The organism is Fodinibius sp. GM21 (genome assembly GCF_058386955.1).
The window spans coordinates 1-26,420 of record NZ_JBYEIQ010000006.1; the positions used below are offsets into that span (position 1 = coordinate 1).

Here is a 26,420-nt window from a genome sequence, read left to right on the forward strand (position 1 = left end):
TTCTTTTTGTGTCATGATTTGTCTAAGTTAGTAGATTTTAAATTACCAACCTAGACAGAGTTAGATTTACACTCTCGTTCAAAAATAATATCCGGAAATCCTAATAGTATGATATTATCATTAATAAATGGATATGCTTTATCCAAGGTATATGGGACCCCTCTCGTAGATTCGCTAACAATATAAGCCAGTGGTACCCCTGCAGCCCGACCATCCAAAAGATTTTCAGGAATATCCCACTTGCCTTTTCTCAGGATGATATATGATTTCGTAGCTGTCGTTTCTTGAAAACTTTCTAAAAGAAATGACGAAGCGACTCTCATTTTTCCATCACCCAGTGATATGGGATGTACCTCTTTACTACAAGTTAAGTGTGAAGCAATTCGACTTGCAAACCCTGCAGCAGGTATTAACCCAACTATTTCTTTTTGGCTATTCATTGACTCTCAGCATTTTGTCTTTAATAATTTGATGTGCAATCGGGCTTTTGAGTACATCATTGTGCCCCTTATCAATAATATGAGTTTCAAATCGACCAGAACATAACTCTCCAAATCCAAAAAACAGATCATTCCACCAACCTTCGATAGAAAGATTTCTTCCATGGAGAACCTCCGATTTCAAATAAAGAATATCCCCTTCATAAATTCTTTTTTTATACTTCTTAACAGCTGCAATTTGAGTAAGCTGACAATATCTCCTACGGTCATTTACCGATATTTTTAACGAGAATTTAATCCGACTCCAGATTCTCAGTTTTTGTACTTTTTCTTTTAAAAACCTTTCAAGGGTCAAATACCATTTACCCAACTTAAAATAAAAAGGTAAATACTTTGCTAACAAAGGATATCTTCTCTCCGACGGATCCTTTGCTATTTCGTCACCCTGATCATCATTTGAGTGTTCCAAGGTTTGTTTTATGGGAAGGTGGGAAGCCAGCTTTAATTTTAGGCGTTCAAAAGCTTCTCGATTTTCTTGCGAAAATTCCGGATAACCCGAATGAAAGTGCCTCGAATAAATATTTGGGGCGTCTACAACCAGAATGGGATCAATTACTTCTTCCCCTTCCTTTTTTAGGAGTTCCGCAATTTCTATTGCGATAGTACCACCTATGCAATATCCTCCTAAACGATAGGGACCATTCGGATGCACTTGCCTAAGCTCATCTTTATAAAATTTAGCCATTTCCACAATATCATCAATGCCTTTAAAACCATCCCATCCGGGCCATTGAAACCCATAGACTGACTGATCCGGGGGAAATGATTGAGCTAACTCAAAAAACATTAGCACATTTCCTGCTCCGCCGTGAACCATAAATAGTGGGATCTTTTCACTACTCCCCTTTTGAATAAATTGAAGCGATCTAAATTTTCGACTATTATCCTTTACATGGGCACTTGTTATTAATTCTGCAAGTCCTGCTAATGTGGATTCTCTGGCAAGTGTTGAAAGTGGCAAATCTTTCCCAAAGTGTTCATCAATTTTTAAAAAAAGAGTCACGGCATTGAGCGAATCACCACCTAACTCAAAAAAATCAGCATGACGTGAGATATTTTCCACACCAAGTAATTGAGCCCATATTTGGGCTAATCTTGCCTCAGTTTTGGTTTTATAAACCACATCCGTTAACTCTTTCTCATCATGTAAGCGGGGGGTCGGCAAGGATTTTAAATCAATCTTTCCGCTGGGCGTGTAAGGTATTTCCCTAATCTCAACAACAAAGGAGGGGATCATATATGTCGGCAAGTTATTACCCAAAAAGGCTTTAAATCTTTCCTCATTTATCTTGCCTTCACGTTTAGAAAGATAATAAGTAACAAGTTGATTACGACCATTATTATCTTGCATTGCATGGGTAATACATTGAGCAATTCCCGGATAGGTTGCCCCAATGGTATCTATTTCTCCTGGTTCTACCCGATGTCCTCGTATTTTTATCTGATGATCGACACGCCCAAGAAACTCAATATCTCCCTGTTCATTATAAAAACCTAAATCACCTGTCTTGTACAGTACGGGATAGTCCGGTACGTTAATGGGGTTCTTAATAAAGGCTTTTTCCGTCAAATCATCTCTGCCAATGTATCCATGAGCTAAGTTTTTACCGGCAAGATATAATTCGCCACGTTCTCCTTTCGCAACACACTCCAAGTTTTTATCAAAAATATATATCCTATTATTTTTTAAGGATTTGCCTATGGGAGGTAAATCAGGCCATTTGGAGGGGGCCTCATCTAATAAATATGCTGAAATAACATGAGTTTCAGAGGGACCATATTGGTTATCAAGTATTGCCTCTGGTATTTTTTTAAAGAATGATCTGAGACCTTCGTCTACCCGTAGTTGTTCTCCAGCAGTAATTACCTCCATTAGAGAATCAGGATATTTATGCAACGTATTTGCGACTTCAACTAAACTTCGGAGGGCCACAAAAGGAATAAAAAGACGCTCTATCTGGTGATCCTTCATTATTTCTAACAATATCCTTGGATCTCGTCTATCACTATCTTTTACCATTATCAGGGTTCCACCGGACGCAAAGGTTGTAGCAATCTCTTGAAATGAAACATCAAAACTTATACTAGAATATTGTAAAACTCTGGCTTCTAGCTTAAAATATGATCGCTCGATTTGCCAGCTAATAAGATTAGCCAATGCCCGATGTGGCATCTCTATGCCTTTGGGTCTACCGGTAGATCCGGATGTAAAAATAACATACGCTACGTCTTCCCCATTAATTTTGGGGGACTCAAATAATGGAGAATGGGGCTCAAGCACCTGTTCAATACTTTCCCACCGTACAATATAATCCAGCTTCTCGTTAAATCGATCTTTATACTCTTGGTGTATAATAAGTAAGCTTAGCCCAGCATCTTCACTCATCATTCTCAAACGCTCAATAGGATAATTTGCGTCTAAGGGTACATAGGCCGCTCCGGATTTTAATATCCCAATTATTGATGCGATCATCTCCGATGACCTATCGAGGCAGATCCCAACACGATCACCTTGCTTTATCCCTTGTTTGACAAGATAGTTTGCAACTTTATTCGACAATGAATTTAACGCTCCATAGGTCATTCTCTGCTGACCAAACTCCAGTGCGATCGCATCATTGTAGTAAGTAAATCCATTGTTTAACCACTCATTTACAGTCTCAAAGAGTGTCGTTGAAAACCTCTCTCCTTTATGATGTTCCATCCCATTCAATGCATCGGTGTCCATCTTTCTCTCCCAATTATTACTACTTCAAATCTAACTTTTCTATACACTTTTTGTTACTCCAAAATATGCTCTCTGCTCTTTTATAAGCTTATCGATTACTCTACCCTCAGATATCACTACGTCGTTGTATGTTAATATTTCATCTTTTTGAATATCCCTTTTAAGTATACAACCTTCAGCGATACCCAAGGGTAACAACTGTTCTTGCTCGACCACCGCGGCATTTTCGCAAATTCCATATGTCATATAATATCCGATGCCATCAAGTTGAACTCCAGTACTCAAATTCTTTTTTGCTACCGCAACCACTTCTACTGTTGGCGCCCCTTGGGGAGCAATGGTAGCATCATTAAATAACACTGCACGCGCAACCGTATTGGGGACCTCAAAGTGACATAAATGAAAAGGCCTATTAAAACAGTACAATGGCCCCTCTCCCATTTTATAGAGTTTTAAATAGTGCTGTTGCAACGGATGATCACAAGTTCCAACAATAAATATCCCCGGACCGGGCGAAGCCCCTACAATATAATCCACGATTCCACCATTCACCGTAAATGCTTCATCCGGATAGGCTTTAATGGCTTCTTCTATAGGTGTTTGGGAGGGGACCGTTGGGCCATACATTCCCCTTTTTCCTACTTGCATACCAGTAGCATTGGCTACAACAGCCTGCTCAAAGGAAATTTTTCCTCCATCCGCAAAGGAGGTTACCATTGGCGGGTTTTGTCCCCATTTTTTAGCAAAGGCTTCCTGTGTTTTAGGAGTTCGATACGGATCATGCAATCCTTTGATATTCCCACACAACACGGGCTTTATTCCAGCTCCCTCAAGGAATCGATAGAGATTCATAATCACTCCCGGTTGGTCTCCATCAATGTCAGTATAAATAACCTCATTTTGATCTGCATATATCTTCAAAATTGGGCCCGCCGTACCATCCAATTCAGCATTAACAATTACATGTTTTCTGTTCTTGATAGCCTCAAGAACTACTTCTGCCCCAAATGAAATGTTACCCGTAGCCTCAATAACTAGATCAATTTCATTTGAGTGGCATATCAAAAAAGGATCTTCGGTCACGCATTTATGTCTCCGGGAAATAGCCGTATCCAATTCTTCTTGGGATGATACCCTTGTGACTTCTTCTACCCCTGCTTCTCGATATACTTTAACGGCATTCGAAATCGTCCTGTTGGCAATAGCTACTAGTTGCATCCCTTTTGCAACTGTCTCAAACTGCAGCGCCACTCCCTGAGCAAAAAATCCGGCCCCAACCATGGCAACCCGGATGGGAGTCCCCTCCTTTTCAAGTTCTTCCAGCTTCTTATCGACAATAATCATCGGTTATAGATTTCCTCAATCATTTAATTACACGACTGCAACCTTTTTGGATTTATGTTTCATGACATACTTTGCTATTTGATCCCCTATCTCAAGAGACGATGTCGCTGCCGGCGATGGCGCATTACAAACATGAATGGTTCTTCCATGACATGTAATCAGGAAATCATCCACTAAACTGCCATCAGGATTTAAGGCCTGTGCTCTTACTCCGGAATCAGAAGGAATTAAGTCTTCAACACGAACTTCAGGAATCAGCTTCTGCAAGCTTTTAACAAATTGTGCTTTGGACATTGAACGGTATAGCTCACGAAATCCTTCTTTCCAATGTTGACCTACAAGTTTCCAAAATCCTTTGTAGCTCAACGATTGCCAGGCTTCTGTAGCATTAAAGGCGAATTTTGAATACCCTTCTTTTTTAAGACTCAAAACTGCATTCGGACCAGCATGAATACTCCCGTCAATCATTCTAGTAAAGTGTACGCCTAAGAATGGAAAGTTAGGATTTGGAACGGGATATATAAGATTCTTCACTAAATGTCGCCGTTCTTTGACTAACTCATAGTACTCTCCGCGGAATGGAACTATCCGATGCTCTATTTCAGCCCCTACACTTTTTGCCAGTGTATCACTATATAAACCAGCACAATTAATTACATATTCACTTACAAATGTGTGATTCAGAGTTTCAACGGTACATCTTGTGTCTTTTGAATCAAAAGAACAAACTTCCTGGTTAAATATAATTTCCACTCCTTGCTTTTTGAGCAATTCAACCAGTTTTTCCGCCACGTTTTTATAGTTAACAATACCTGCTTCAGGGACATGTAAGGCAGCAATCCCATTTACAAACGGCTCAATTTCTTTGAGCTCACCTTGGGTTATCTTTCGTACATATAATCCATTGGCCTTTCCCCTTTCTTCCAATTCATCAAGGTAGGACAGTTCGGATTCATCCGTTGCTACTATCACTTTCCCGCATTGTTCAAATGGCACATTATAAATCCCACAGAAGTCCATCATTCGACTACTGCCGCGCGTACAAAGTTCGGCTTTTTTACTGCCGGGTTTATAATATACCCCGGAATGGATTACACCGCTATTTCTACCTGTTTGATGAGCAGCAGGACGATCTTCTTTTTCAAGAATAAGAACGGATGCCTCTGATGCAGTTTTTTTTAAAGCATATGCTGTTGCAAGTCCAACAATTCCACTTCCTACAATGATATAATTATACATACATTTTCTCCGGTGTACGTTCCCAGATATTCCACGGGCAATCATCAGAACTCCACAAATCCTCGAGATAATTTTTATCTCGAAGCGTATCCATACACTCCCAAAACGAGTCGTGGCGGAAAGCACATAATTCTCCACTTTGGGCAAGCTGCTCCATTGGTTCCCGCTCAAAAACAGTTTCGTCTCCGGCAATAAAATCAAAGACCGATGGTTCCAACACAAAAAAGCCCCCATTAATCCAAGTGTCATCCCGCTTAGGCTTCTCTCTGAATGATGGAATTTTGTATTCCTCTGATTCCAAGCGGAATGCCCCAAAACGTCCGGTAGGCTGTACGGCGGTAACGGTTGCTATATGTTTATGACTTTCATGAAAGTCTATCAAGTTGGTGATATTTACATCACTTACACCATCGCCATAGGTAAGGCAAAACGTTTCATTTCCTATTAATTCTTTAACTCGTTTTAGTCGACCTCCCGTCATGGTACCATTTCCTGTATCAACCAGGGTTATGGTCCACGGTTCCACATCATTTTGCAGCACTTTCATCTCATTTTTTCTTATATCAAATGAGACATCTGACCGATGTAGAAAATAATTCGAGAAATATTCTTTAATAACATATCCTTTATACCCACAACAAATGATAAAATCATTTATCCCATAGTGAGAATAGATTTTTAAAATATGCCATAAAATAGGCTTCCCCCCGATCTCAACCATGGGTTTTGGGCGAACACTTGTCTCTTCGCTTAGCCTTGTTCCAAACCCACCTGCTAATAGCACTGCTTTCATATTATACTCCCTTTTCAAATTGATCTTGTTGCCATCCAACTATCACTTAACCCAACTCACTCAACTGATAAATAGTATTTTTTATTTACTCAAAAAATATGCCACATAGCAGATGCTAAATTTTATCTACGCCTATGCTCTGATAAACCCACCTTAAGTACCGGATGTTATTTTTTTACAAACCCGAACGAGTAAATATTACACCTTGACTTAAAAAGCTTACCCGAAAAAAAATTACTTAATTCGTTTTATACCTCAAGGGCCATCTCTCTAAAATGTACATTTGAGTGAACTAAGTCATCGTAAGTACCCTGCTCAATGATCTTTCCATTCTCCATGAAGTAAAGCACATCACAATTTTTAACAGTAGTCAGTCGGTGAGCAATCATGATTAACGTACGCTCTCCCTTTAACGATTCTATAGCACTGGTAATCTGTTTTTCAGTTATATTATCCAGAGCTGATGTCGCCTCGTCCATTACCAATACTTCCGGATCGTGATAAAGAGCCCTCGCTATTCCAACTCGCTGACGCTGTCCTCCCGAAAGCCTCGTACCATTTTCACCAATAATCGTATCCAACCCATTGGGCATGCGGTTGATTAAAGTCTCAAGCTGAGCCAATTTTATGGCATTCCATACTTTTTGCTCATCAATTTCATCTTTGGGAATTCCAAAAGCGATATTGGAACGCAATGTTTCATCCGCCAAATAAATAGACTGCGGTATATATCCAAGTGTCTTCTGCCAGGCAGATAGATTTTGCTGTATGTCGGTACCATCTAATAAAATCTCTCCTTTGTCAGGTTCGAGCAATCCAAGAATAAGATCTACAACTGTTGTTTTTCCAGCACCGGATGAACCCACAAAACCTACGGCCTTACCTTTGGGTACTGTCAGCGAGATATTTTTCAACGCCTGAACTTCACTACCGGGATAGTGATAACTTACATTATTAATTTCAATGCGGTCATTTAGCTGCAGCTGATTTTTCTTTTCCCGATCTTTCATAAATTGGGTATTGTATTTAGCTAATTCTTTGAGATCATCGTATACAGGATCAAGCGAAACAATATTATATCGCAACCTTGTATACATGGTTACCAGCTGCTGTACAGAGGGCATCAAGCGCACAGTGGCCATAGCAAAAAGCGTAAGTATTGGTATAATTGCTCCCATTGGACGATCCTGCCATACCAATAGAACAGCGATCATCAACATCCCTACTACTGCTGTCGTTTCTACTACCGGGCGGGGTATTTGCTGAATAAATCGCAAATAGGCCATCAAGCGAGTACTCTTAAAGGCTTCGATACGGAACTTTTCAATAAATTCACTTTCTCGGTTTAAGACGCGCGCTTCTTTAATACCCCCCAAACCCTGATTAACGGCTTTAATCATTTCTGTACGGCGCTCCTGTTCTTCCTCTCCGTACTCCTTCATCTTTTTCTTATTTAACAGGATAAAAGTACCTGCCCCAAAGCCCGAAAGCGAAATAACCAACAGAGTGATAAGCGGTTCAACAGTAAAAAGAAAAGTTAAAATGGCTACTGTCATTACCCCCTCACGCCCCATCATCAAAATATTAGTAACTACATTATTAATCAGCACGTTGATTTCTTGACTGATATTTCGAAGCAGCTCGGCCGTATTTCTTTGGAGATGAAAGGTATAAGGTGCCTGCATGTATGAACGCATCAATCGAAAACTAATGGTGTACCGCCGATTGAATATGAAGCGAGCTTCAAAATAATTAAATGTTATGATATAAATACTCTTAATGATAAAAATACCTACCAATGCCGCCGACCCCCAAATCAGCAGATCCTGAGCGTTTGAGATATTTAGCATCTCGATAAGCGGCTGCAACCACTGCACCGACAATACGCGTTCGGGATCTGCAACAATTGCCACAAAAGCAGGAATCATCCCAATACCGGCCACTTCAAGAGCTGCAGCTACCAACATAAGCACAAACAATACAAAGAGTTTTAAAACATCACCCTTCGGTAGGATGTAAAATAATTTTTTTAATGTTATTAACACCTTGGCCCACCACTGGTTAAGAGTTTATTTTTAGTCATTATCAATTGCCTCGCAAATTTTCAATCAGCAACAACGAAGTAGCTACAACACCTACTACCGGTGCGACTACCCCCACGTAATCTGTAAATGCGGGACGACGCCTTACTTGAACGGTTACGATATCATTATTTTGCAAATCGAATTCAAACATTTCTACCGGTTCCGGGTCATGATATCGATAGCGAAAAAGAGCTACATCTATCCGTTTTCTTTCTTCATTATATCGGGACACTTTGACTTCAATCTGTGTTTTTGCCCAATCGATATTTGCATCATTTCCACGCAACTGTGAAAATCCAAAACTAAATGACAGTAACTCAGGGATAGTGGTCCGCTCCGGCACAATATATCGCCCCGAACTGCCCACATCTCCCCAAACATTTACCGAATCAGCCAATTCGCCAATCTCTGCAACACGGATAAATCGGTCACCTGTACCTTCTTCCATTTGTGCATATGCTTTTATTGGATGCAAAAACACAACTGAGAAAAGAACGATAATGTAAATACTTTTTATTTTCATGATTTTCCTGAACACAATTAATTATCTCTGATATATTGACAACTGTTTGAACTTCATTAACACTTATTTCACATAGGTTTCATAGTTGGTGTACAGGGATTGATAATAGCCGGCCCCATAGTAATTGCTGGTTTCCTTACGATAATCAAAATCATTTAACACTACACCTGTGACATTAGCCTTAATATTTTCCAACTCTTCTAATGTGCGCAGGAGCATTCCACGGTTAGTTTTTCGATATTTTGCCACAACTACTGTCGATTCAGCATATTTCAGAATGGCCGTAGAATCGCTGATAATACCAAAAGGAGGCGTATCTAAAATAATAACATCAAAAACATCCTCCATCTTCCTCAGTAGCTGCTTAAATAACATGCTACTCCCTAAAACTTCTGGCGTCTGTGTATTATCACCTGCGACTATAACTTTAAGATTCTCTTCATCGGTATCCTGTATCAAATCCTCAAACGAAAGTTGTCCGTCCAGGTATTCAGACAATCCCTTCTTAGCAGCAAGTCCCAGATATTTCCCCAACTTGGGTCGGCGGAAATCCGCGCCAATCAATAACGTTTTGTATCCATCTTCAGCAAAAGCAACCCCCATATTAGCAACTATCGTTGATTTACCATCCCCTTTTTCTGCACTCGTAACTGCAACCGTTTTAGGTGGCTTATCGCCATACTGATAGATAATATTATTTTTAAGTCGCCTAATAGCTTCGGAGGAAATACTCAATCGATCCTGGAATAAAACCAGCTCGGCCGGAATTTTACCTTCCCCCACAGAGAAATACTTTCTCTTTTTTCTCGATATTTTGTCGAAAGTGGGTATAACAGTAATAGACGGCATATACATTGTTTTTAGTTCACCAATGTTATTCACTGTATTATCACGGAACTCGTTGATAAAAATGAAACCGGCCGAAACCAACCCACCTAACATAATACCCAGCAATAGTAATATCTTTTTATTGGGACTTACCGGTATAATTGGAGTTTCACCGGGATCAATAACTCGTCCAAACCCAAACTGGGTCTGCTTCCAAACCGACATATCAGCATATTTCCTAGAAATATTGATATAAAGGTCTTCATTTATTTTTACATCACGCTGTAGTTTCGCCAGCTCCACAATACCCTCGGGTAGTGAATTTATATTGGCGGCCATCTCCTTCTCAAACTGACTTAAAGCATCAATTTTCGAATCCAATTGATTTTTTTCAATTCGCAATTGTACTAAACGGCTTTGCAAATCCGAGACAATCTGTGCTCGATCTTCACTATCCATACCCATATACTCATCGTCTTCAGTAAATAGCTGATCAGAAAGTTCTTGAATTTCATTTTTTAGTCGATCAATTTGCTTATCCAGATATTGAAGTCGAGCTGGTACCGGAGTTCTCTCTAAAACGCCGGGATTCTTAGTAATGATCAGTGTTCGCTCTCTTTCATAGCGTGCCAAATCTTCCTGCGAATTACGAATCTTTGGACCTATAGCATCCGAGAATTGATCAGCAAGACCGGGTTTTATCCGTTCAAGCTGCTTTTCAAGATTTTCGATCGTTTGTTCAACCGTTTGTAAATCTAACTTAGATCGTTGCAGTTCAAGCGCAACATCTGATTGCTGTTGAACCATCCCTGTGGTCTGCTCATTAACTTTAACAATTCCTGTTTTATCCATGAACTCTTCCAGCTTTCTTTCCGACTCATCAAGTTTTTTCTTTACTTCAGCTTTCTCTTTCTCCAAAAACTGAGCAGTTGATGTCGCAGCTTGGCGATTCAGCCTTGTTGAATTTTCGACATAATTCTGCATCGCAAGATTCGTAATAATAGAAGCTTCACGAGGCGAAGTGCTTTGAAAACTAACGGCAACTACATCTGATTCTTTTTCTGGAAGTTTGAAGGTGAGATTCCTTTTAATCCTGGAAGCAACTGTTGCTTCTCCAACTCTATAGCTTTCGCCATCCTCTTCTGTTGCCCAAAATATGGGCAATTCATAAACTTTCTCCGGAAGATCAGATAGTAATTTTTGAGCTACTTGCTCAGAAAAAGTCCGGGATTGAAGGACCTGAAGTTCATTTTCGAGTGTTGAACTTGTGCCATATCCTGTTGCCTGTGTAATAGTTTGAGAAAGTTCTTCGTTTCCGCCATTTGAGCTAATCATTAATAATCCTCTGCTTTCATACACCGGTTCTATCGTATCAGCATAAAACCAAGCTCCGGTACCACCGGCAATCAGAAAAAACAATACCAGCCATTTATAGCGTAAGAGAATAGCTATGATTTTCTTGGGATCAAGACTATTGTTTTCCGAATTAGAGGGAAAGTGAGGTATATATTCGAACTTGGTTAACTCATTACGAGTTTCACTGTTAAATTTTTGAAGTGAATCGGACATCGCTATGACCTTATTTTACTTACTTTGTTTAATACCATATTGGGTTATTCCTTACAAATCAGCCGATTAAAGATTCATCGGCTTCTTTTATTTTATGAATTCCATTAACAGCCTTAACCTTTTCTGACTTTGTATGAGCATATGTTGGAACTATCGATTTCAATAGCGTACGAACAGAATCATGGTTATCCGTTTCGAGCAGATTAAATAATTGAATAATTCGTTTTTCAAGCATTGTAGCTGACAACTTCCTGCTGCAAATCGCCTTGAAAATCTCCTCATGCTCCGTTTCGATTACGCCCTCCTCAGCATTTAATAATTCTTCGAAAAGCTTTTCTCCCGGTCGTAATCCCGTAATCTTTATCGGGATATCCCGGTAGGGCTCAAGTCCATGCAAGCGAATAAGCTCTTTAGCCATGTCCAATATTTTAACCGGCTCTCCCATATCAAGTACAAACACTTCACCTCCTTTACCCATTGACCCGGCCTGCATTACCAGTAATACGGCCTCCGGAATAGTCATAAAGTATCGCATCATCTCAGCATCGGTGATAGTAACCGGCCCCCCACTTTTAATTTGATTGATAAATAATGGTACAACCGATCCTCTTGATCCCAATACATTCCCAAATCGAACTGAAATGAATTTTGTGATGCACGTTCCGTTATAAGCCATGCAAATTTCTTCTGCAACACGTTTGGTCGCTCCCATCACGTTTGCCGGATTCACCGCTTTATCCGTTGATACCATCACAAATTTATCCACTTCATGTTTGCATGCCAGCGAAGCCAACAGCCGAGTTCCACCGATATTAACCTTAATGGCCTCCCCGGGAAAACTCTCCATCATTGGCACGTGCTTATATGCAGCAGCGTGAAAAATGACATCAGGTCGGTACCGCTCAAGTACCTTATCAATTTTCTTGCTATCTGTGATACTTGCTACACAGGGAATGACGTTGGCATCCCTATTTTTAAATTCATTTTCAATATGGAAAAGCTCTGTCTCGTCAATATCCAAAGCTATAAGTGTAGCCGGTTTTAGATTGGCGCACTGTCGCACCAATTCACTGCCGATAGATCCTCCTCCCCCTGTTACCAGCACCGTCTTATCAGTTATACTAGCCTTAATCGACTGCAAATCAATAGTCACCGGCTCACGGCCCAAAATATCTTCGATACTAATTTCACGAACATGTTCGAATCCCACGGGATTATCCGTCAGTGAGTGAAAGGACGGCAAGACCTTAATGTCCATCTGGGGTCGGATACTCTTAACCCTATCAATAATTTCTTTGAGATCTTTTTTGGGATATTGTGGAAAGGCTACAATCAGTTGATCCACGGGATAGGTTTTTATGTATTCGATCATTTCATTCTTACCCCCCATTACGCGAACACCGTGCAGCATCAGCCCGCGTATTACGCGATCATCAAAAATCCCATACACCGATAAATTCCAATTGTCATTCGTCAGTATATCACGAAGTATTTGTTCCCCTTCGCTCTCACCCCCGAAAATAATTGCATGTTTATTTTTCTTGTTTTGGGATTTAATCAGTCCCAAGTACATCCGCTTGCTAATTCGAAAACCACTTATTGTTAAAACGCTATTACTTAATACCAAAGTTGTGAACGTAGCCTCATAACTTCCCATATCAACTACAAATTCAGATAACCCAAATGAAAGACCGCCCCCCAGCGTAATTCCTAATATAATTCTCCCCAGATCATTTAAACTTGTATATCTCCAGTTGACCATATACATGCGAAAAATCATCAATCCTGCCAACACCGATCCAATTATGATAAGGGTGTGTTCAATCGGAAATGGTTTTTCTGCAGCAATAAATGGCATCAGCAATCCATAGACCAACGCAGATGAAAGCGCCAGTGCAAACGCGTCCCCCAGAAAAAGAAATATCCCTCTTGTATACTTATTCATATACTTTGGCTTGTTTTCACTCAATTCAATATGCATACATACCCCATTTTAACTCTATGATGTATCTTCGAATAATAACTGTTACAATAGTTATGCCAATTCGTATGCGGCGGGCTAAACTCTCTTCTATATTTTCTTCAAATACTACAACCGACCTTTTAATTACTTATTCAGCATTTCTATGCCTAGAATAATTATTGATAAATACGCATTGAAATATCAGCTCAAGTACAGAATGTGTTATTTTTTATCTGGAATCGGGTAAATGTTACGCGACTGATTGATCGTAATAAAAACATTAACTGGCTAATAGGCTATGTAAGTGCTTGCTTTGCCTTTAATGCTTCTCTTATTGCAGCCGATACTTTTTCCTTATCAGTATCTGTGAGGTTACTGCCCGACGGTAAACAAAGTCCATAGTTGAAAAGCATATCTGAAACACCCTGTCCATAAAAAGGATAATCAGAGTAGAGAGGTTGTAAATGCATGGGCTTCCAAAGCGGACGTGTTTCAATATTTTTTCTTTCTAATTTACGGCGTATATCATCATTAGTTATCCCCCCGGTTTCTGCAGGGTTAATAAGAATAGTTGTCAACCATCGATTACTAAAATACCCCTTTGGTTCTTTCAAGAAATAAATACCGGTCGTGGACTCAGATCTTAATTCAAAGGTTGAAGACTGAAATGCTTTCTCATCTTGGAACTTCAGATCAGTAGCATTCAACCACGTTTTTCCCAACTCATCAAAATAAAACTCATGATTCTTTCTGCGGGCTGAAATTCTATCTTCTAAAACTTTCATCTGTCCCCGCCCGATTCCTGCAGAAATGTTACTCATTCGGTAATTGAAACCCAGCTCAGAGTGCTGATAGTGGGGAGCATCATCGCGAGCCTGCGTAGCTAAAAACCGAGCCTTTTGTATTAGATCTTGCCGATCTCCTAACAAAGCCCCGCCGCCGGAAGTAGTAATAATTTTATTACCATTAAACGAAAGCACCGAAAGTAGTCCAAAAGTACCACATTGCTGTCCAGCCATTGATGAACCCAGGGCTTCAGCAGCATCTTCGATTACAGGAATATCATATTTCTCAGAGATCTTTAAAATAGCATCCATCTTTGCCGGCATTCCATACAAATGGACAACGATAATTGCCTTAGGCCTCCCTTTCTTCTGGATGCGATCCCTTATTGCTTTCTCTAATAATTGCGGATCCATATTCCAGGTTTCAGGTTCCGAATCCACAAAAACCGGCGTTGCCCCTTGGTATAAAATCGGATTGGCCGAAGCTGCAAATGTCATCGACTGACAAATCACCTCATCGCCCGTTTTTACACCGCACAAGATAAGAGCCAAGTGTAGAGCAGCAGTACCGGATGTTAGAACAGCAGAATGCTCTCTTCCGGTATAATCCTGTAAGTCTTTCTCAAATCCATCTACATTGGCACCCAGCGGGGCGATCCAGTTTTTTGCAAATGCTTCATGGATATAATTCAGCTCATCACCACCCATATGTGGAGAGGAAAGATAAATTCGAGGGTTGGCCTTATTCATATATCACCGGATAAAAACTCATCGGTATACCACCAATTGTTGTAATGTGATTTACAGTGATACAATAGTTATGCCAACTCAATATCCTATAAGTAGGTATCCCACGATAAGACCTAGCACGGCCTCAGCTATTACCAAATAAGTGAATCCAATGAGGATTAAACATTAGCTCCAAGAACTCAAGGTGTTACTTTTATGCAAATGGGTGAGTAATATTTACTTGTGAATTCACTTGTTTTACCTATCGCAAACATCTCTCCCTCATTTTATCATAAGATTAAGCTACTGTCATTTGATAACAGTTCAATACAAATCTCTATGGATGATACATTAAAAATACATCAGCATTAATTAGTTTTGGACCCATTCTTGCATGATTTTATATCCAAATAGCTTGCCAGTTTATGAGAACTGAAAAAGCACCTAACGGAAAATTATTGAATCCGTTTGAGCGCAATGTGTATTTAAAAAAGTAACAGGCATCCTAATTCTGAAAAAAATAATGCGTAATATTCGAATTCAACCCATTCTCACATTCCTGGCATTTTTTGTTGCATCAGGAATTATTAATACAACAAAAGCACAATCTTTTGATTGGGGACTAACCGCAGGAATCTCGGTAAGCTCACACCTCCACAATTTTTGGTATATCGAAGATGACATCAATTTGGAACTGAAACCTAATGTTGCAGTAGGATACAACGTTGGATTTATAACCCGGACTAAGCTTTCACGAAAACTGCGACTGCAAGCAGAGCCGTCACTAATTCTGCTCGGGGCCAAATATGATGATACCTTTACACTTCGGGGCACGGAGTTTCAAACAGATAGTCGAACATCACTCACCTATATTCAGCTTCCATTGTTACTCCAACTCACGACAGCACCAAAAGAGCACACCACATACGGACGCAAAAAACCTAAAACGACCTTTCATTTAAGTGGTGGTATATTTGGGGCATATTTATTGGATGCCCAGTTTGAAGGAACAAACACCGGCGCCCCAATCGGCATCGCATTTGAAGGTGACTTTGCTAATGATGTTATAGCTCAATACTCCGAATACGACGCAGGGGCTGTTTTTGGATTGGGATTTGAGCATGGTCATTATCGTAAGCTAGGATTTGAAACCCGAGCCCAGTTTTCTGTTATAGATTCTGCTGATGATCCTGAAAAACCATTCTTCAAGCATCAAAATATGGCCATTACTTTTTCAGTTTATTTACTGTTATAAAAAACAGCGGTAGACTCTAAAAGTAATAGATTTAAAGCACAGTTCGTTCAGCCATTAACTTTTCTCCTTCCCTTAGATCATAAGATCTATTTCCACAGACAGCGAGTAGTCCCAATATTTTCGAAGAACTTTTCGATCTAAGTAGAGTATATACCTTTACACTTGATTGAAAAGTTTCTAACTCGTCAATTATTATAATGAACTATATCGAGCTGATTGGTCCACCGGGTGTTGGTAAAACAACACTCCTCAATACTCTTGCTGATTCAAGGCATACGAATGAATGGAATACGTATGTAGAGGCAACCTACAATATCATTGATACTCTTGACTGGAATCAACTTAATAACTCAAAAAGCAAACTCCTCTATCTAATCAATAAAGTTAATTTTACTAACTTTAAAAGACTTGGTATCAGCAATACCATTCTAAAAGAACTTGTCCCTCAAATTGCCGGTGCAATACAAAAAAAGTATGAATATCTGGTAGAGGCCCAATTACAAGCTATTCAAACATTGAGCCTTGACATTTCACCAATAAATAAATGCAGCTTTTTAAACTGGCACATACAAGCTCTTAAAAAATTATTCGTGTTAGAAACATTCGGGTATGCCAAAACAGTACTTTTTGCTGAAGGACCTTTAAAAAATCATCACGGGCTCGATCAAATTCATCCTAATAATATAACCCCAAACACCTTACCTAATGCTGTTATTTACTGCACTTTAGGTATAGCTGATAATATTGAGCGTATCAAAAACAGGTTGGCACTTACAGGGAGTATTAGCACCATTCATAACAACCTAAATAAAGGTCAGCTGGAAGAATTGGTCGCTTATACTCATAAAATTGCGAGAGTCAATTTCGGTTTTATTAAGATGTTAGGCATCCCGATTTTTGAAATTAATCTGACAGACCATGTCACTACATCAGATCTGGCAAAGCTACAACAATTTGTTACCAAAAATTCAACTATCAAGCAACTTTACCGTCTTGAACACGCCTAAAATGGATTCAATAGTGGCGTAGATAATTTCTTTTGGTCATTTTAATTTATCTCGTCAAAACTATTGAGATCTAATCACTTTTCATCAATCGCAATTTTAATAAAAGGAATAGTTATAATATCAGATTTCAGGATTACTTAGAATTGTTGAAGATGTTGAAATATTCTTTGCTGGTACTCCTACTGCTGTTGAACTTGCTGGCACATCCTTAATGACCATTGCCTGGCCTCCTACAATACTATTCCTTCCAATGCACACTTTAGGCAACGTTGAAGCACCAATACCCATATCCACACCTTCCGCTAACTTAGTATATCCACCTGTATTTACCCCTGGTGCAAAACTAGAATAGCATCCAACATCAGTATGATGCCCTAAGGAACAGTTCATGTTGATACATACAAAATCATCAATGCTTGATCCATAATTAATTGTAGTGCCAGGATAAATAATGCATCCCTTTCCCATCGATACACCATATGATATCCATGCTTTTTGATGTACTAGGTTTGGGAATTTCAGTGTGGGATTTGCAGATAAAAGCTCAAAGATCTTTCGCTTAATTTTTGGAAAAGCAATTCCAATGCAAATACAAGCGCCCTTAAGCTCCAAAGCATCATTAACCGTACCCAATATTTCAATACCAAACTGCAAAGTTCCTACTTTTTCATAATTATCATCAAAAAAACCTGCCACAATAAAATCATCGGAGTATTCATTAATATTATTAGCAATATGACCACCGACACTTCCAGCTCCGATAATATAAAGTTCTTTATTCATTAGTTTGTTCCATCAAATGGTTGCATAGGGCGAACATCAGATTGATTGACTCCTTCACGTTGTACTACTTTCAAGATCGTGAGTCCAATAATTTTAACATCTAGCAGAAATGAGAGATGCTCAACATAATAGAGGTCATGCTCAAACTTTTGCGTCCAACTTATTGAATTTCGTCCATTCACTTGGGCCCAACCGGTAATGCCCGGCTTTACAACATGCCGACGATGCTGGCGCTCAGAATAAAGCGGCAAATATTTGGGTAGCAGTGGACGAGGTCCAATCAAGCTCATATCCCCCTTTACTACATTAATCAACTGTGGTAACTCATCCAGCGACAAGTTTCTTATCCACTCTCCAAAACGAGTGATACGTTCCACATCAGGCAATAGATTTCCCTCCTGATCTTTTTCATCAGTCATCGTCTTAAACTTAACAACCTCAAAATCCCTTTCCTTGTATCCGATACGATGCTGATAATAAAATACCTTGCCCTTATTTTGAATAAACAAGACCAGCGAGATCATCAAAAAAATGGGTGATATCAGCACAAATACCACTATTGTGCCCATGATGTCCATAATCCGTTTTATATAACGTTTATAAACCATAAGTATAGGCATAATCGGTTAACATAGATTTTAAACCCCTTTTAACCGGAAGCTGCCATAACAATTTACACCAATCATGATTGCCTTCAATTAATCCCGGTCCCTTTTCGGTGATTACTACATCCCATCCAATAGATCTGTTTTGTGGATGCCTTAATGCTGCCTCTTTCACCATTTCTAGCGTTTCTTTCCAAAAAGGAACTTGAAAGCCCGGTATTTGTACTCTGGTAACAGGATGAACTTTCTGATCAATTTTTGTGATATCACTGTATACACCCGGTCCGCTCACCAATCCTGTATCCTCATCAATCGGAGCGGCAAGATTTCCCGCCGCCATATTATCAACAGGTGAATCAACTGAAATCCGTAATCGGCAACCTAATATATCTACCTGTCCCTGATCGTTAATTTGCGTTATAATACGGACCGTATTGACTGCTGATGGCGAAAGACGATTTATATCCGGATGCTGAATAATAAACTCCTCAACCAATCCGTAATTCCCTTTCTCCATAAAGGCAATCATCCCAGCTCGGTCAAACGCACTACAATCCTTGATTTCAACCTGGGCACCACATTTCCCATCCGACTGCTTAAACACCAATTTGCCGGATGTATTATTCAGTAATCTTTCCGCTTTTTGGGGATAGTTTTTGAGATCAGTTACATCAGCAACAGCGTGAACCACAAAATCGCCGTAGTGCTTATAAAAAAGGGTTTTGTCATCAAGAATCTGTCGATGGTCTGGGGGATTCATCACCAGCTGGTACTCATACATATAGCCGGTGCCCGCCCATTCACTCCGCTGCCGGTGATCTAATTCAAAAAATCGAAATTGAAAATATTCAAGGATAGAAATATTGTATTCAAAAACAGAGTGGATTATATCTCGGATAATGGCTGATTTCGATAACCCCGTTTCACTGGACGCAAACTCGAGAAAATGATTGAATTTCTGGCGGTCTAACTGTTTTAGATAGTAACCCAGATATACGCTTCGTTTTGCCTTCATGCTGTGTGGTTCAATTAACAAATAGATTCCACACATACAGTTACAATTGCTATGCCAACATTGAAATTAGCCCACTATAGAAATTTTATCCCTTTCACTTATTTAAAAACCACTTTTTTTGAAAGCTTTTATCAATAAAAGTATTGCAGATGGTACGTTTATTCACTCTGGCAAGTAAAAAATACTCAATACTGTAGGCTAGCTGATCCTATTTTTTTACTATCTGATATTATATCCCCCAATTCGTTAGCTGCCCTAAACTCCACATCAGGCCATCGCTGGACAATTTTTTTTAATAACTCTCTCAAAGCGTTAATCCCTTTTTGCCTGTTTTTTTCATCGATATGACCACAAAAATTAACCCGGTGAGAACTGATAACCGCAGGACGATTCCATCGAAAAGCGGCCTCAATCTGTTTCATTGCATAGGCCGGCCAGTTGATTCCACGATCCTCACTAGGTTCAAACACTATGTTCCGGACGATCAACTGCAAGCCTTCAGCCGTTTCTTTACCTGTAAAGTTAAATTTTCGCTTGTAACTTCCCTTACCCTGATGCTCATTTACTGTTAGAGCGGTATCGATAAATCGAATTCCATTTCTTTTCAATGTTGAGTTTAAAACCGGGTGAAAATTATATACAGGGGGAGTAAAATTCGTAGCGCGATAACCAAAAACATTCTCAAACTGGTCAAGCCCATCTTCAATAATACTTTGTAAACGCTCGTTCTCTTCATAATCCCAAAACTCAAAAGCCCCCATAGGCGAAATGGTATTGTATCCGCTTTCAGATATCGCACCAAATGACCTATTTTTTAGGTATGTCAGTAACTCGTGATCTTGGGCTCTGAGTTTTTCTTCAAATACCTTAAGGTTCAGATGCTCACGCCCATGAAACTGGGGTTTGATCAATCCTTCTTCCATCCCCTGTTGCCAAAAGTCCCAAGTACCTTCATAATTACCAGGGTCGATAGCACTCAGTTTTCCAAATGTTTCAGGCAGTAATTCATAATGGTATTCCTGGTATTCAGTCTCGGAAAGCTTCTCAAAATTGATATTGCATGGTACAGCAAGAGGGGTAAAAACAGCATTTCTGCCATTTTTGTCCTCAACTGACTGTAGTGTATCGTACAACATTTCAAGGTCTCCTTGGGTCTCCAGAGTATCAAAAGCATCAAACCGATTTTCTGCCGGATAGCCTTCTGTGTCTAGTTCCTCCCGGGCTTCTTTTGAATGTAACCGAACGTTCCCATAGTCATCGACCGCAAATACCACAATCTTTCGATTGGCTCGCCAACCGAACAGGTTTTTCGCGTTTAAAAGGAAGTTATTTTTAAAGTTTTTTATCATAAAAATTCTTCAGCTATGTAATTCCCGACTCCCTATTGCCTGTTTACTAAGTTTATAACTTTGTCAAATGTATAGTTTTGCAATAGTCGTGCCAGCTTGGGATATACTGATTTTCGGTTAAACCACATTGATTTCATCTTATATCTTGTAAGTAGATCTACTTTGTCAAGTTGTTCAAAGTAGTAGTCTGGATAATCTTGAGTATCCAGCTCATAGGGATGCATGTACAGGATTACAGGTCGTTCCTTTTGGATTTTTTTAAAAGCTGCCTCAGTTAAAGCGTAAGGAAAAAGCCTCAAATATCCGCCTCCACAAACCGGTATATCTTTCCAAAATAGTTTTACAGTAGATAAGGGCACTTCTATGAGGTTTTGGCCAGAAGGAGTTTTTAGTTCATGGATATCTTTTGAAAAACCTGGCCAACCATAGCGAATACCACTAGCAGGCATGACACTACTATCATACTTAAATCCTGCTTCAGCAATAACGTCTAGTCCCCACTCGGTTTTAGGTGTAATTGAGAATGCAGGTGCCCTATGGCCAAAAACTTCATGGCCTGTAAGATCCTCGATTAGTTTTTTGGCACTGCTTAGTTCTTCAAAAGCCTGCTCCTTTTTCATCCTAAAAAATTGATAGTGCTTATAACCGTGAACACCTAATTCGTGTCCTGCTTCGGCGATTTTTTTTACAAGCTGTGGAAACTCTTCTGCAACCTGCCCCAAAACAAAAAAAGTACCTTCTGTTTCATGTCGAGCCAACAGATCAAGAATTTTTTCCGTTAAATTAACAACCCTATTGGTTTGTTTTGATTCAACGGAAAAAATATCTCGCATGGCAATACTGATGCCATCTTCGACATCAACCGTAAATGCTGCCTTTCCAGGTTTCAAGACGTTTTAACTTTACTTTTTAATTTTGGTTTAGTTCCAGCCCCAAGTTTCTTGTTCAGTAAATTCAAATCTGCATATTTCATAATGTATCCTAGTACAAATCCAAGCAGAGGGGCAGGATCATCCATCCGAAAAGATTGGTAATGCACCTTTCTACCTAAAAATTGTAAAAAGCCAGGATAAGTATTGCGCTTTCGTTCCCACGAAGAAAACAGAAACCACAATATGTCGAGAAGTAGATTTCTCATGACTATGCCCTTTTCATGATTGGAATATTTAGGCATTCTTTTTCCTTCTGCTAAACTCAATAACATTTGGGCTAAGTCGATACCTGCCATAAATGCTATTTTTGCTGTTGCACCAATCCGGGGATTTATTTCAATCACCTTTGGGGTATCATCTCTGGGATCAAATACAAAATCAATGTTAGCTACACCCACCCATTTTAGGGCTTTAAGTAATTTTTCAACGATTAAAACCACCTCAGGACGGTCAACCGTAACATTGCAACTGCTGGTTCCACCACTCACCGGGAAGAATCGAGTTTTTTCTGAGACAACACAGCCTTTAAGTTCACTATTATTATCACAGAATGCTTCGACCGTAAATTGTTTTTTATTAGGGATGTACTCCTGAATTAGTAAATTTCCAAATTTTTCTTTCAATTCAGGAAGTTGCTCAGACAAGCCCTCCTGATCTTCCAAGATCGTAAAACCAACTGCCCCTACTCCTTTTCTAGGTTTCACAACAACAGGAAATTTGAAATTTATTTTGTAATCATTGTTTTCAAATTCATCAACAGCACAAGAAACCGGACATGGGATGTTTTGCTCCATACAAAGTTTCATTGTTAAATATTTATCAGCGGCTATTGAATATATTGGATACTCCGGGACAGTCGTTTGCACATATTCCTCGATCTCTGATTTGTGGCTGGCTATTAAATTGGAACTAGCATCACTTAATCCCAAGACCAAATCATATTTTTCTTTTTTAAGATGTTCTAATAGTTGCTGATAAAACTGTTCTTCTTTCCCTGTAACTGTTGACCAAACAATCCTTTTGTTGGCATATCTGGAGAAATAACCAGAACAAAGTTTACCTGGACAAACTAATGTTACCCAATGGCCTGCTTGATAAAAAGAACGCATCAACGGAAGACATTGACTCGAGTTCCCATCCAGTATGAGAATCTTTTTAGACATTGGAGAAGTCCAAATTGTTTGGTTTATCCATACTCTTGCTTAATCTCTTTTGCAATTCCTTTCGCTGTTTCTTGGTTGGCCATGAAAAATATGACCTTTTGCTAAAATCTTGTTCTCTTGGGACAAATTTCGGATCAGCAAGTAAACTCAAAGCTTCCACCAACATATCTGGAACTATATTGTTATACCATGTTGTAAGTGAATCCAAGTCATCATCGGGAAGCACTTTTTTTTCTTTCTGCAGGATTATTTTGCCAGCATCAATCTTTTCACTTACCGTATGGACTGTTGCTCCAATTTTATCCTCTCCATGATATAACGCCCAGAATATTGCATCTAATCCAGCATATTTGGGCAATAAAGACCGATGTACATTTATGACATAGTTAGCATTGTTTAAAATATTTGGCTTGATAATAGGTGCCCCTGCCAATACAATTACATCTGGTTTCGCCTTTTCTAAAAGCAATTCTACATCTTGCCCATTAATGTTGTTCACTTCATTACATGCAATTCCTCGGGACTGTAACTGTTTTTCGAAGCTTACCTTTTTGTTTAGTTTCTTCAATTTTATTTTAACAAGCTCAATCAACCTCGATTTAAGAAAAGAGAAACTAAATTTCGCAAAGAGATCTTTATAAAATTTTATTGAACTGGCACGCCTGGCGAACCTTTTCTCCAGAATGACTCCACGAAGATTATGGTTACTTTTTTCAAGTATACCCAATACGGCATTGATCGATTGGGGCCTATCCGTCATCCCAATTAAAACAACATCAAAAGTGTTATGGTGATTATTTTTATTCAAAATGGTTTACAATCGTTTGATATGAATGAGTAACCTCATATTTGTCTTTCAATAGCTGCCAGGCTTGCTCTCCCATATTTTTTACTGTCTGTTTATCTTCGCATAACCTTTGTACAGCATTTCTAAAGCTTTCATAATCTCCGTGTATTGTAGTTATTCCAGCTTCATATTCCTCTACTATTTCACCTATATCTGTCTCTTGATTGACAGCACATAATACAGCCATTTTATTTTCAAGATATGACAAAAGGCGTGAGGGAAACTGCGGGTAGGTATATTTCTGATCCAACAAAATGAGCCCTACATCACAAGTAGCAATTAATGCTTCATACTCCTTGTCTGGCAAGTAGCTATACAACAATGCATTTTGAGGATCTTCTTTGTCAAATACTTCTCTGAGTTTTGAATAATAAGTCCCTGCCCCACCAATCATAAAAAAGGCTTTTTTATAGTCCCTCATCTTCAGGATAGCTTCACTGAGGTAATCAAGCCCATGCCCCAACCCGAGATTCCCACTAAAAAGAAATACAGTTGCATCTTTAGGTATACCGTACTTTTTCCTGATGGAACTGTTCTTTTCAACAATATTACCATTTACAGAAATAGAATTGGGACATACCTCTAGTTTCCCAGGCTCTAAATAGGGGTGCTTATCCAATACAAATTCAACTCCTTTTGGTGACATGCAACCGATGTAATCCGCGAGCTCATATAGCTTTTTTTCATGTTTTCTAAAGTAATTATATACCCATCCGTTTCTTTTAATGAGCCCCATATCTGCGAAACCATAAGGCCAAATATCTTTTAATAGTACATAAAGCGGACAGTTACATTCTTGCTTTAAATACTTCATCAAATTTGAAAGAGTAATCGGTGGTGTGTTAAATAGAATTAAGTCAAAAGACTTTTCACCTAAATATTTCTTGATACCCTTTCTAAATTGACAACCCAATAAAAGTAATGACAGGCTTTTCTCCAGTGGGTTGGTTTTCGTGATATTACCGGTTTTTACCCGTAATACATGTATTCCATCTTCTGTTTTATATGAAGTGGATTTCCCATTTCTCCGGGGTTGGTTGGAAACCACACACAACTGATGTCCCTCTTGCGAAAACTTCTGGATTAAATCCGTATAAAGATTTCTTTTACCATTTTCAGGCCAAGATATTGTTACGAATAGAATATTCATGCTCCTCTTTCTTACGCTCATATAAGTTTACATAATCTTTGTACCGGTCTTCTTTGTTAAATAGCCGTGTACACCTTTCCCGACAGTGTTCTATATTAATAGGCAATTGACCTTCAAAAAACCACTGAACCGCATTAAGCAGTTCTTCAGAATTACCCTTTTCAACAACATATCCAGTTTTTTCGTCAATAGCCTCTGGACTCCCACCGGTGTTGAATGTTATAACCGGCGTTCCACAGGCAAGTGCTTCTAGGTTAGTTGTAGGAAAATTATCAACCAGTGTTGGGTTCACAAACAGATCTGCAGCACTGTAAAAAGCTACCAACTCATTGATGTCTTCAGTCCTCTCAATCCCAATAATTTTTTCCGGGAGATCTTGAATATTTTCCTTAGGTAAGCCTATTAAAATTATTCTAAAGCTATCATCCAACTGCTCATTTAACTTTAGAAAATACTTTAACCCCTTCCTGCGATCCCAAACACTTGCAACGCCTAATAAGACCTTTTTTCCATCAAGATTATACGTATTTATAATTTGCTGCCTATCTACCGGTTTAAATTGTTCCAAGTCAATCCCATTGGGTATTACTTTTACAGGATAGGACGATAAAAAAGAATGAGAAACAAGATCTGCCAACCATCGACTCGGAGTTACAATCGTTAAATTCTCCAAACCATTGAAAAGCTCCTTTTTCTGTTGATAGTTCTGGCTTGAATTATCGATAAACCAACTAGCGGGATATTTGTTAGAGAGTGGACATGTATGACATCCTGTTTTCCATTTTTTACAGTCTACATAATCAAAAAAACTACAGTGACCCGTAAACGGCCAGCAGTCATGCAAAGTCCAGATGACAGGTTTTTGGACAATCTTTAAATAACTAAAAAGGACTTCAATGTTCAGATAATAACCATGAATATTATGTAATCCGATTACATCAGGGGCAATCTTTTCAATTTTTTTGATTAAATTATTTGTTGCCGTTCTTGATCCAAATCCATGACGATCCAGCATTCGAGTTTGCAGTACATGCCAGTAATTATCGAGCTTATGACCGATTCCGATCAACCTAGACGTACTCCCTTTAGGTCCTGCTTTTTTGTAAGCGATAAAGCTATCATGACCATCTTCTTGCAAAATTTGTCCAATTTCTTCAGTGATCCGGCCGGTACTCGTCGTATTTACAGTTGTATTTATTTGCAGGACTTTCATTTCTTAGTACAATAAT

The 26,420-nt window shown here is 39.1% G+C and carries 21 protein-coding genes; 2 read left to right on the top strand and 19 right to left on the bottom strand.

Annotation, left to right across the window (positions count from 1 at the left end; translation table 11 throughout):
* Nucleotides 1-50: 50 nt before the first annotated feature.
* The 10 genes from ACT3IB_RS13885 to ACT3IB_RS13930 form a co-directional block, all read right to left on the bottom strand.
* On the bottom strand, nt 51-440 hold the full coding sequence (locus ACT3IB_RS13885) for a glycosyltransferase family protein (protein ID WP_491539627.1): 390 nt from the start codon (nt 438-440) through the stop codon (nt 51-53).
* On the bottom strand, nt 433-3,228 hold the full coding sequence (locus tag ACT3IB_RS13890; protein ID WP_491539628.1) for an amino acid adenylation domain-containing protein: 2,796 nt from the start codon (nt 3,226-3,228) through the stop codon (nt 433-435). Before ACT3IB_RS13890 ends, ACT3IB_RS13885 begins: the two co-directional genes overlap by 8 nt.
* A gap of 39 nt (nt 3,229-3,267) precedes the next feature.
* Nucleotides 3,268-4,572: an NAD(P)H-dependent oxidoreductase gene (locus ACT3IB_RS13895; RefSeq protein WP_491539629.1), complete on the bottom strand. Its 1,305-nt coding sequence runs from the start codon at nt 4,570-4,572 to the stop codon at nt 3,268-3,270.
* Nucleotides 4,573-4,599: 27 nt separating this feature from the next.
* A complete protein-coding gene (gene lhgO / locus ACT3IB_RS13900) occupies nt 4,600-5,811 on the bottom strand; it encodes an L-2-hydroxyglutarate oxidase (RefSeq protein WP_491539630.1) in 1,212 nt (403 codons plus the stop codon).
* The gene (gene rfbF / locus ACT3IB_RS13905; protein WP_491539631.1) at nt 5,804-6,604 is read right to left on the bottom strand and encodes a glucose-1-phosphate cytidylyltransferase; all 801 of its coding nucleotides are present in this window, start codon (nt 6,602-6,604) and stop codon (nt 5,804-5,806) included. The genes lhgO and rfbF overlap by 8 nt, the downstream gene beginning before the upstream one ends.
* Before the next feature lie 248 nt (nt 6,605-6,852).
* Nucleotides 6,853-8,649, bottom strand: coding sequence for an ABC transporter ATP-binding protein (locus tag ACT3IB_RS13910; RefSeq protein ID WP_491539632.1), 1,797 nt, complete (start codon nt 8,647-8,649; stop codon nt 6,853-6,855).
* 40 nt (nt 8,650-8,689) lie between these two features.
* Nucleotides 8,690-9,136 carry a hypothetical protein gene (locus ACT3IB_RS13915; RefSeq protein WP_491539633.1) on the bottom strand — a complete coding sequence of 149 codons (447 nt, stop codon included), beginning with the start codon at nt 9,134-9,136 and terminating at the stop codon, nt 8,690-8,692.
* 138 nt (nt 9,137-9,274) lie between these two features.
* Nucleotides 9,275-11,608, bottom strand: coding sequence for a GumC family protein (locus tag ACT3IB_RS13920; protein WP_491539634.1), 2,334 nt, complete (start codon nt 11,606-11,608; stop codon nt 9,275-9,277).
* A gap of 58 nt (nt 11,609-11,666) precedes the next feature.
* A complete protein-coding gene (locus ACT3IB_RS13925; protein WP_491539635.1) occupies nt 11,667-13,553 on the bottom strand; it encodes a polysaccharide biosynthesis protein in 1,887 nt (628 codons plus the stop codon).
* A gap of 314 nt (nt 13,554-13,867) precedes the next feature.
* Nucleotides 13,868-15,106: a DegT/DnrJ/EryC1/StrS family aminotransferase gene (locus tag ACT3IB_RS13930; RefSeq protein WP_491539636.1), complete on the bottom strand. Its 1,239-nt coding sequence runs from the start codon at nt 15,104-15,106 to the stop codon at nt 13,868-13,870.
* A 502-nt stretch (nt 15,107-15,608) separates the two neighbouring features.
* Between ACT3IB_RS13930 and ACT3IB_RS13935 the strand changes: the two genes are divergently transcribed.
* A complete protein-coding gene (locus tag ACT3IB_RS13935; protein ID WP_491539637.1) occupies nt 15,609-16,340 on the top strand; it encodes an outer membrane beta-barrel protein in 732 nt (243 codons plus the stop codon).
* Nucleotides 16,341-16,537: 197 nt separating this feature from the next.
* A complete protein-coding gene (locus ACT3IB_RS13940; RefSeq protein ID WP_491539638.1) occupies nt 16,538-17,347 on the top strand; it encodes a P-loop NTPase fold protein in 810 nt (269 codons plus the stop codon).
* Between the two features lie 120 nt (nt 17,348-17,467).
* Here ACT3IB_RS13940 and ACT3IB_RS13945 read toward each other — a convergent pair whose 3' ends face one another.
* The 9 genes from ACT3IB_RS13945 to ACT3IB_RS13985 form a co-directional block, all read right to left on the bottom strand.
* Entirely contained in the window at nt 17,468-18,130 is a 663-nt protein-coding gene (locus tag ACT3IB_RS13945) for a NeuD/PglB/VioB family sugar acetyltransferase (RefSeq protein ID WP_491539639.1), read from the bottom strand.
* Entirely contained in the window at nt 18,130-18,738 is a 609-nt protein-coding gene (locus ACT3IB_RS13950) for a sugar transferase (RefSeq protein ID WP_491539640.1), read from the bottom strand. Before ACT3IB_RS13950 ends, ACT3IB_RS13945 begins: the two co-directional genes overlap by 1 nt.
* Nucleotides 18,728-19,750: a sugar-transfer associated ATP-grasp domain-containing protein gene (locus ACT3IB_RS13955; RefSeq protein ID WP_491539641.1), complete on the bottom strand. Its 1,023-nt coding sequence runs from the start codon at nt 19,748-19,750 to the stop codon at nt 18,728-18,730. Before ACT3IB_RS13955 ends, ACT3IB_RS13950 begins: the two co-directional genes overlap by 11 nt.
* Nucleotides 19,751-19,935: 185 nt before the next feature.
* Nucleotides 19,936-21,099, bottom strand: a complete 1,164-nt coding sequence (locus tag ACT3IB_RS13960) for a hypothetical protein (protein WP_491539642.1) — start codon at nt 21,097-21,099, stop codon at nt 19,936-19,938.
* A 32-nt stretch (nt 21,100-21,131) separates the two neighbouring features.
* Nucleotides 21,132-21,989: a polysaccharide deacetylase family protein gene (locus ACT3IB_RS13965; RefSeq protein WP_491539643.1), complete on the bottom strand. Its 858-nt coding sequence runs from the start codon at nt 21,987-21,989 to the stop codon at nt 21,132-21,134.
* The gene (locus tag ACT3IB_RS13970; protein ID WP_491539644.1) at nt 21,986-23,194 is read right to left on the bottom strand and encodes a carboxylate--amine ligase; all 1,209 of its coding nucleotides are present in this window, start codon (nt 23,192-23,194) and stop codon (nt 21,986-21,988) included. Before ACT3IB_RS13970 ends, ACT3IB_RS13965 begins: the two co-directional genes overlap by 4 nt.
* The gene (locus ACT3IB_RS13975) at nt 23,187-24,002 is read right to left on the bottom strand and encodes a formyl transferase (RefSeq protein ID WP_491539645.1); all 816 of its coding nucleotides are present in this window, start codon (nt 24,000-24,002) and stop codon (nt 23,187-23,189) included. Before ACT3IB_RS13975 ends, ACT3IB_RS13970 begins: the two co-directional genes overlap by 8 nt.
* Nucleotides 23,995-25,191 (bottom strand): glycosyltransferase family 4 protein, encoded by a 1,197-nt coding sequence (locus tag ACT3IB_RS13980; RefSeq protein ID WP_491539646.1) that lies wholly within the window; start codon nt 25,189-25,191, stop codon nt 23,995-23,997. The genes ACT3IB_RS13975 and ACT3IB_RS13980 overlap by 8 nt, the downstream gene beginning before the upstream one ends.
* On the bottom strand, nt 25,157-26,404 hold the full coding sequence (locus ACT3IB_RS13985) for a glycosyltransferase family 4 protein (protein WP_491539647.1): 1,248 nt from the start codon (nt 26,402-26,404) through the stop codon (nt 25,157-25,159). Before ACT3IB_RS13985 ends, ACT3IB_RS13980 begins: the two co-directional genes overlap by 35 nt.
* Nucleotides 26,405-26,420: the final 16 nt, after the last annotated feature.

Excerpts from the sequence above, each read along its gene's own strand:
- ACT3IB_RS13915 (WP_491539633.1), bottom strand. The coding sequence starts at position 9,136 with ATGGAAGAAGGTACAGGTGACCGATTTATCCGTGTTGCAGAGATTGGC.
- ACT3IB_RS13945 (WP_491539639.1), bottom strand. The coding sequence starts at position 18,130 with ATGAATAAAGAACTTTATATTATCGGAGCTGGAAGTGTCGGTGGTCAT.
- ACT3IB_RS13895 (WP_491539629.1), bottom strand. The coding sequence starts at position 4,572 with ATGATTATTGTCGATAAGAAGCTGGAAGAACTTGAAAAGGAGGGGACT.
- ACT3IB_RS13935 (WP_491539637.1), top strand. The coding sequence starts at position 15,609 with ATGCGTAATATTCGAATTCAACCCATTCTCACATTCCTGGCATTTTTT.
- ACT3IB_RS13970 (WP_491539644.1), bottom strand. The coding sequence starts at position 23,194 with ATGTCTAAAAAGATTCTCATACTGGATGGGAACTCGAGTCAATGTCTT.
- ACT3IB_RS13920 (WP_491539634.1), bottom strand. The coding sequence starts at position 11,608 with ATGTCCGATTCACTTCAAAAATTTAACAGTGAAACTCGTAATGAGTTA.
- ACT3IB_RS13985 (WP_491539647.1), bottom strand. The coding sequence starts at position 26,404 with ATGAAAGTCCTGCAAATAAATACAACTGTAAATACGACGAGTACCGGC.
- ACT3IB_RS13960 (WP_491539642.1), bottom strand. The coding sequence starts at position 21,099 with ATGATAAAAAACTTTAAAAATAACTTCCTTTTAAACGCGAAAAACCTG.
- ACT3IB_RS13980 (WP_491539646.1), bottom strand. The coding sequence starts at position 25,191 with ATGAATATTCTATTCGTAACAATATCTTGGCCTGAAAATGGTAAAAGA.
- ACT3IB_RS13925 (WP_491539635.1), bottom strand. The coding sequence starts at position 13,553 with ATGAATAAGTATACAAGAGGGATATTTCTTTTTCTGGGGGACGCGTTT.
- ACT3IB_RS13885 (WP_491539627.1), bottom strand. The coding sequence starts at position 440 with ATGAATAGCCAAAAAGAAATAGTTGGGTTAATACCTGCTGCAGGGTTT.
- ACT3IB_RS13930 (WP_491539636.1), bottom strand. The coding sequence starts at position 15,106 with ATGAATAAGGCCAACCCTCGAATTTATCTTTCCTCTCCACATATGGGT.
- ACT3IB_RS13955 (WP_491539641.1), bottom strand. The coding sequence starts at position 19,750 with ATGAAGGCAAAACGAAGCGTATATCTGGGTTACTATCTAAAACAGTTA.
- rfbF (WP_491539631.1), bottom strand. The coding sequence starts at position 6,604 with ATGAAAGCAGTGCTATTAGCAGGTGGGTTTGGAACAAGGCTAAGCGAA.
- ACT3IB_RS13950 (WP_491539640.1), bottom strand. The coding sequence starts at position 18,738 with ATGGTTTATAAACGTTATATAAAACGGATTATGGACATCATGGGCACA.
- lhgO (WP_491539630.1), bottom strand. The coding sequence starts at position 5,811 with ATGTATAATTATATCATTGTAGGAAGTGGAATTGTTGGACTTGCAACA.
- ACT3IB_RS13940 (WP_491539638.1), top strand. The coding sequence starts at position 16,538 with ATGAACTATATCGAGCTGATTGGTCCACCGGGTGTTGGTAAAACAACA.
- ACT3IB_RS13890 (WP_491539628.1), bottom strand. The coding sequence starts at position 3,228 with ATGGACACCGATGCATTGAATGGGATGGAACATCATAAAGGAGAGAGG.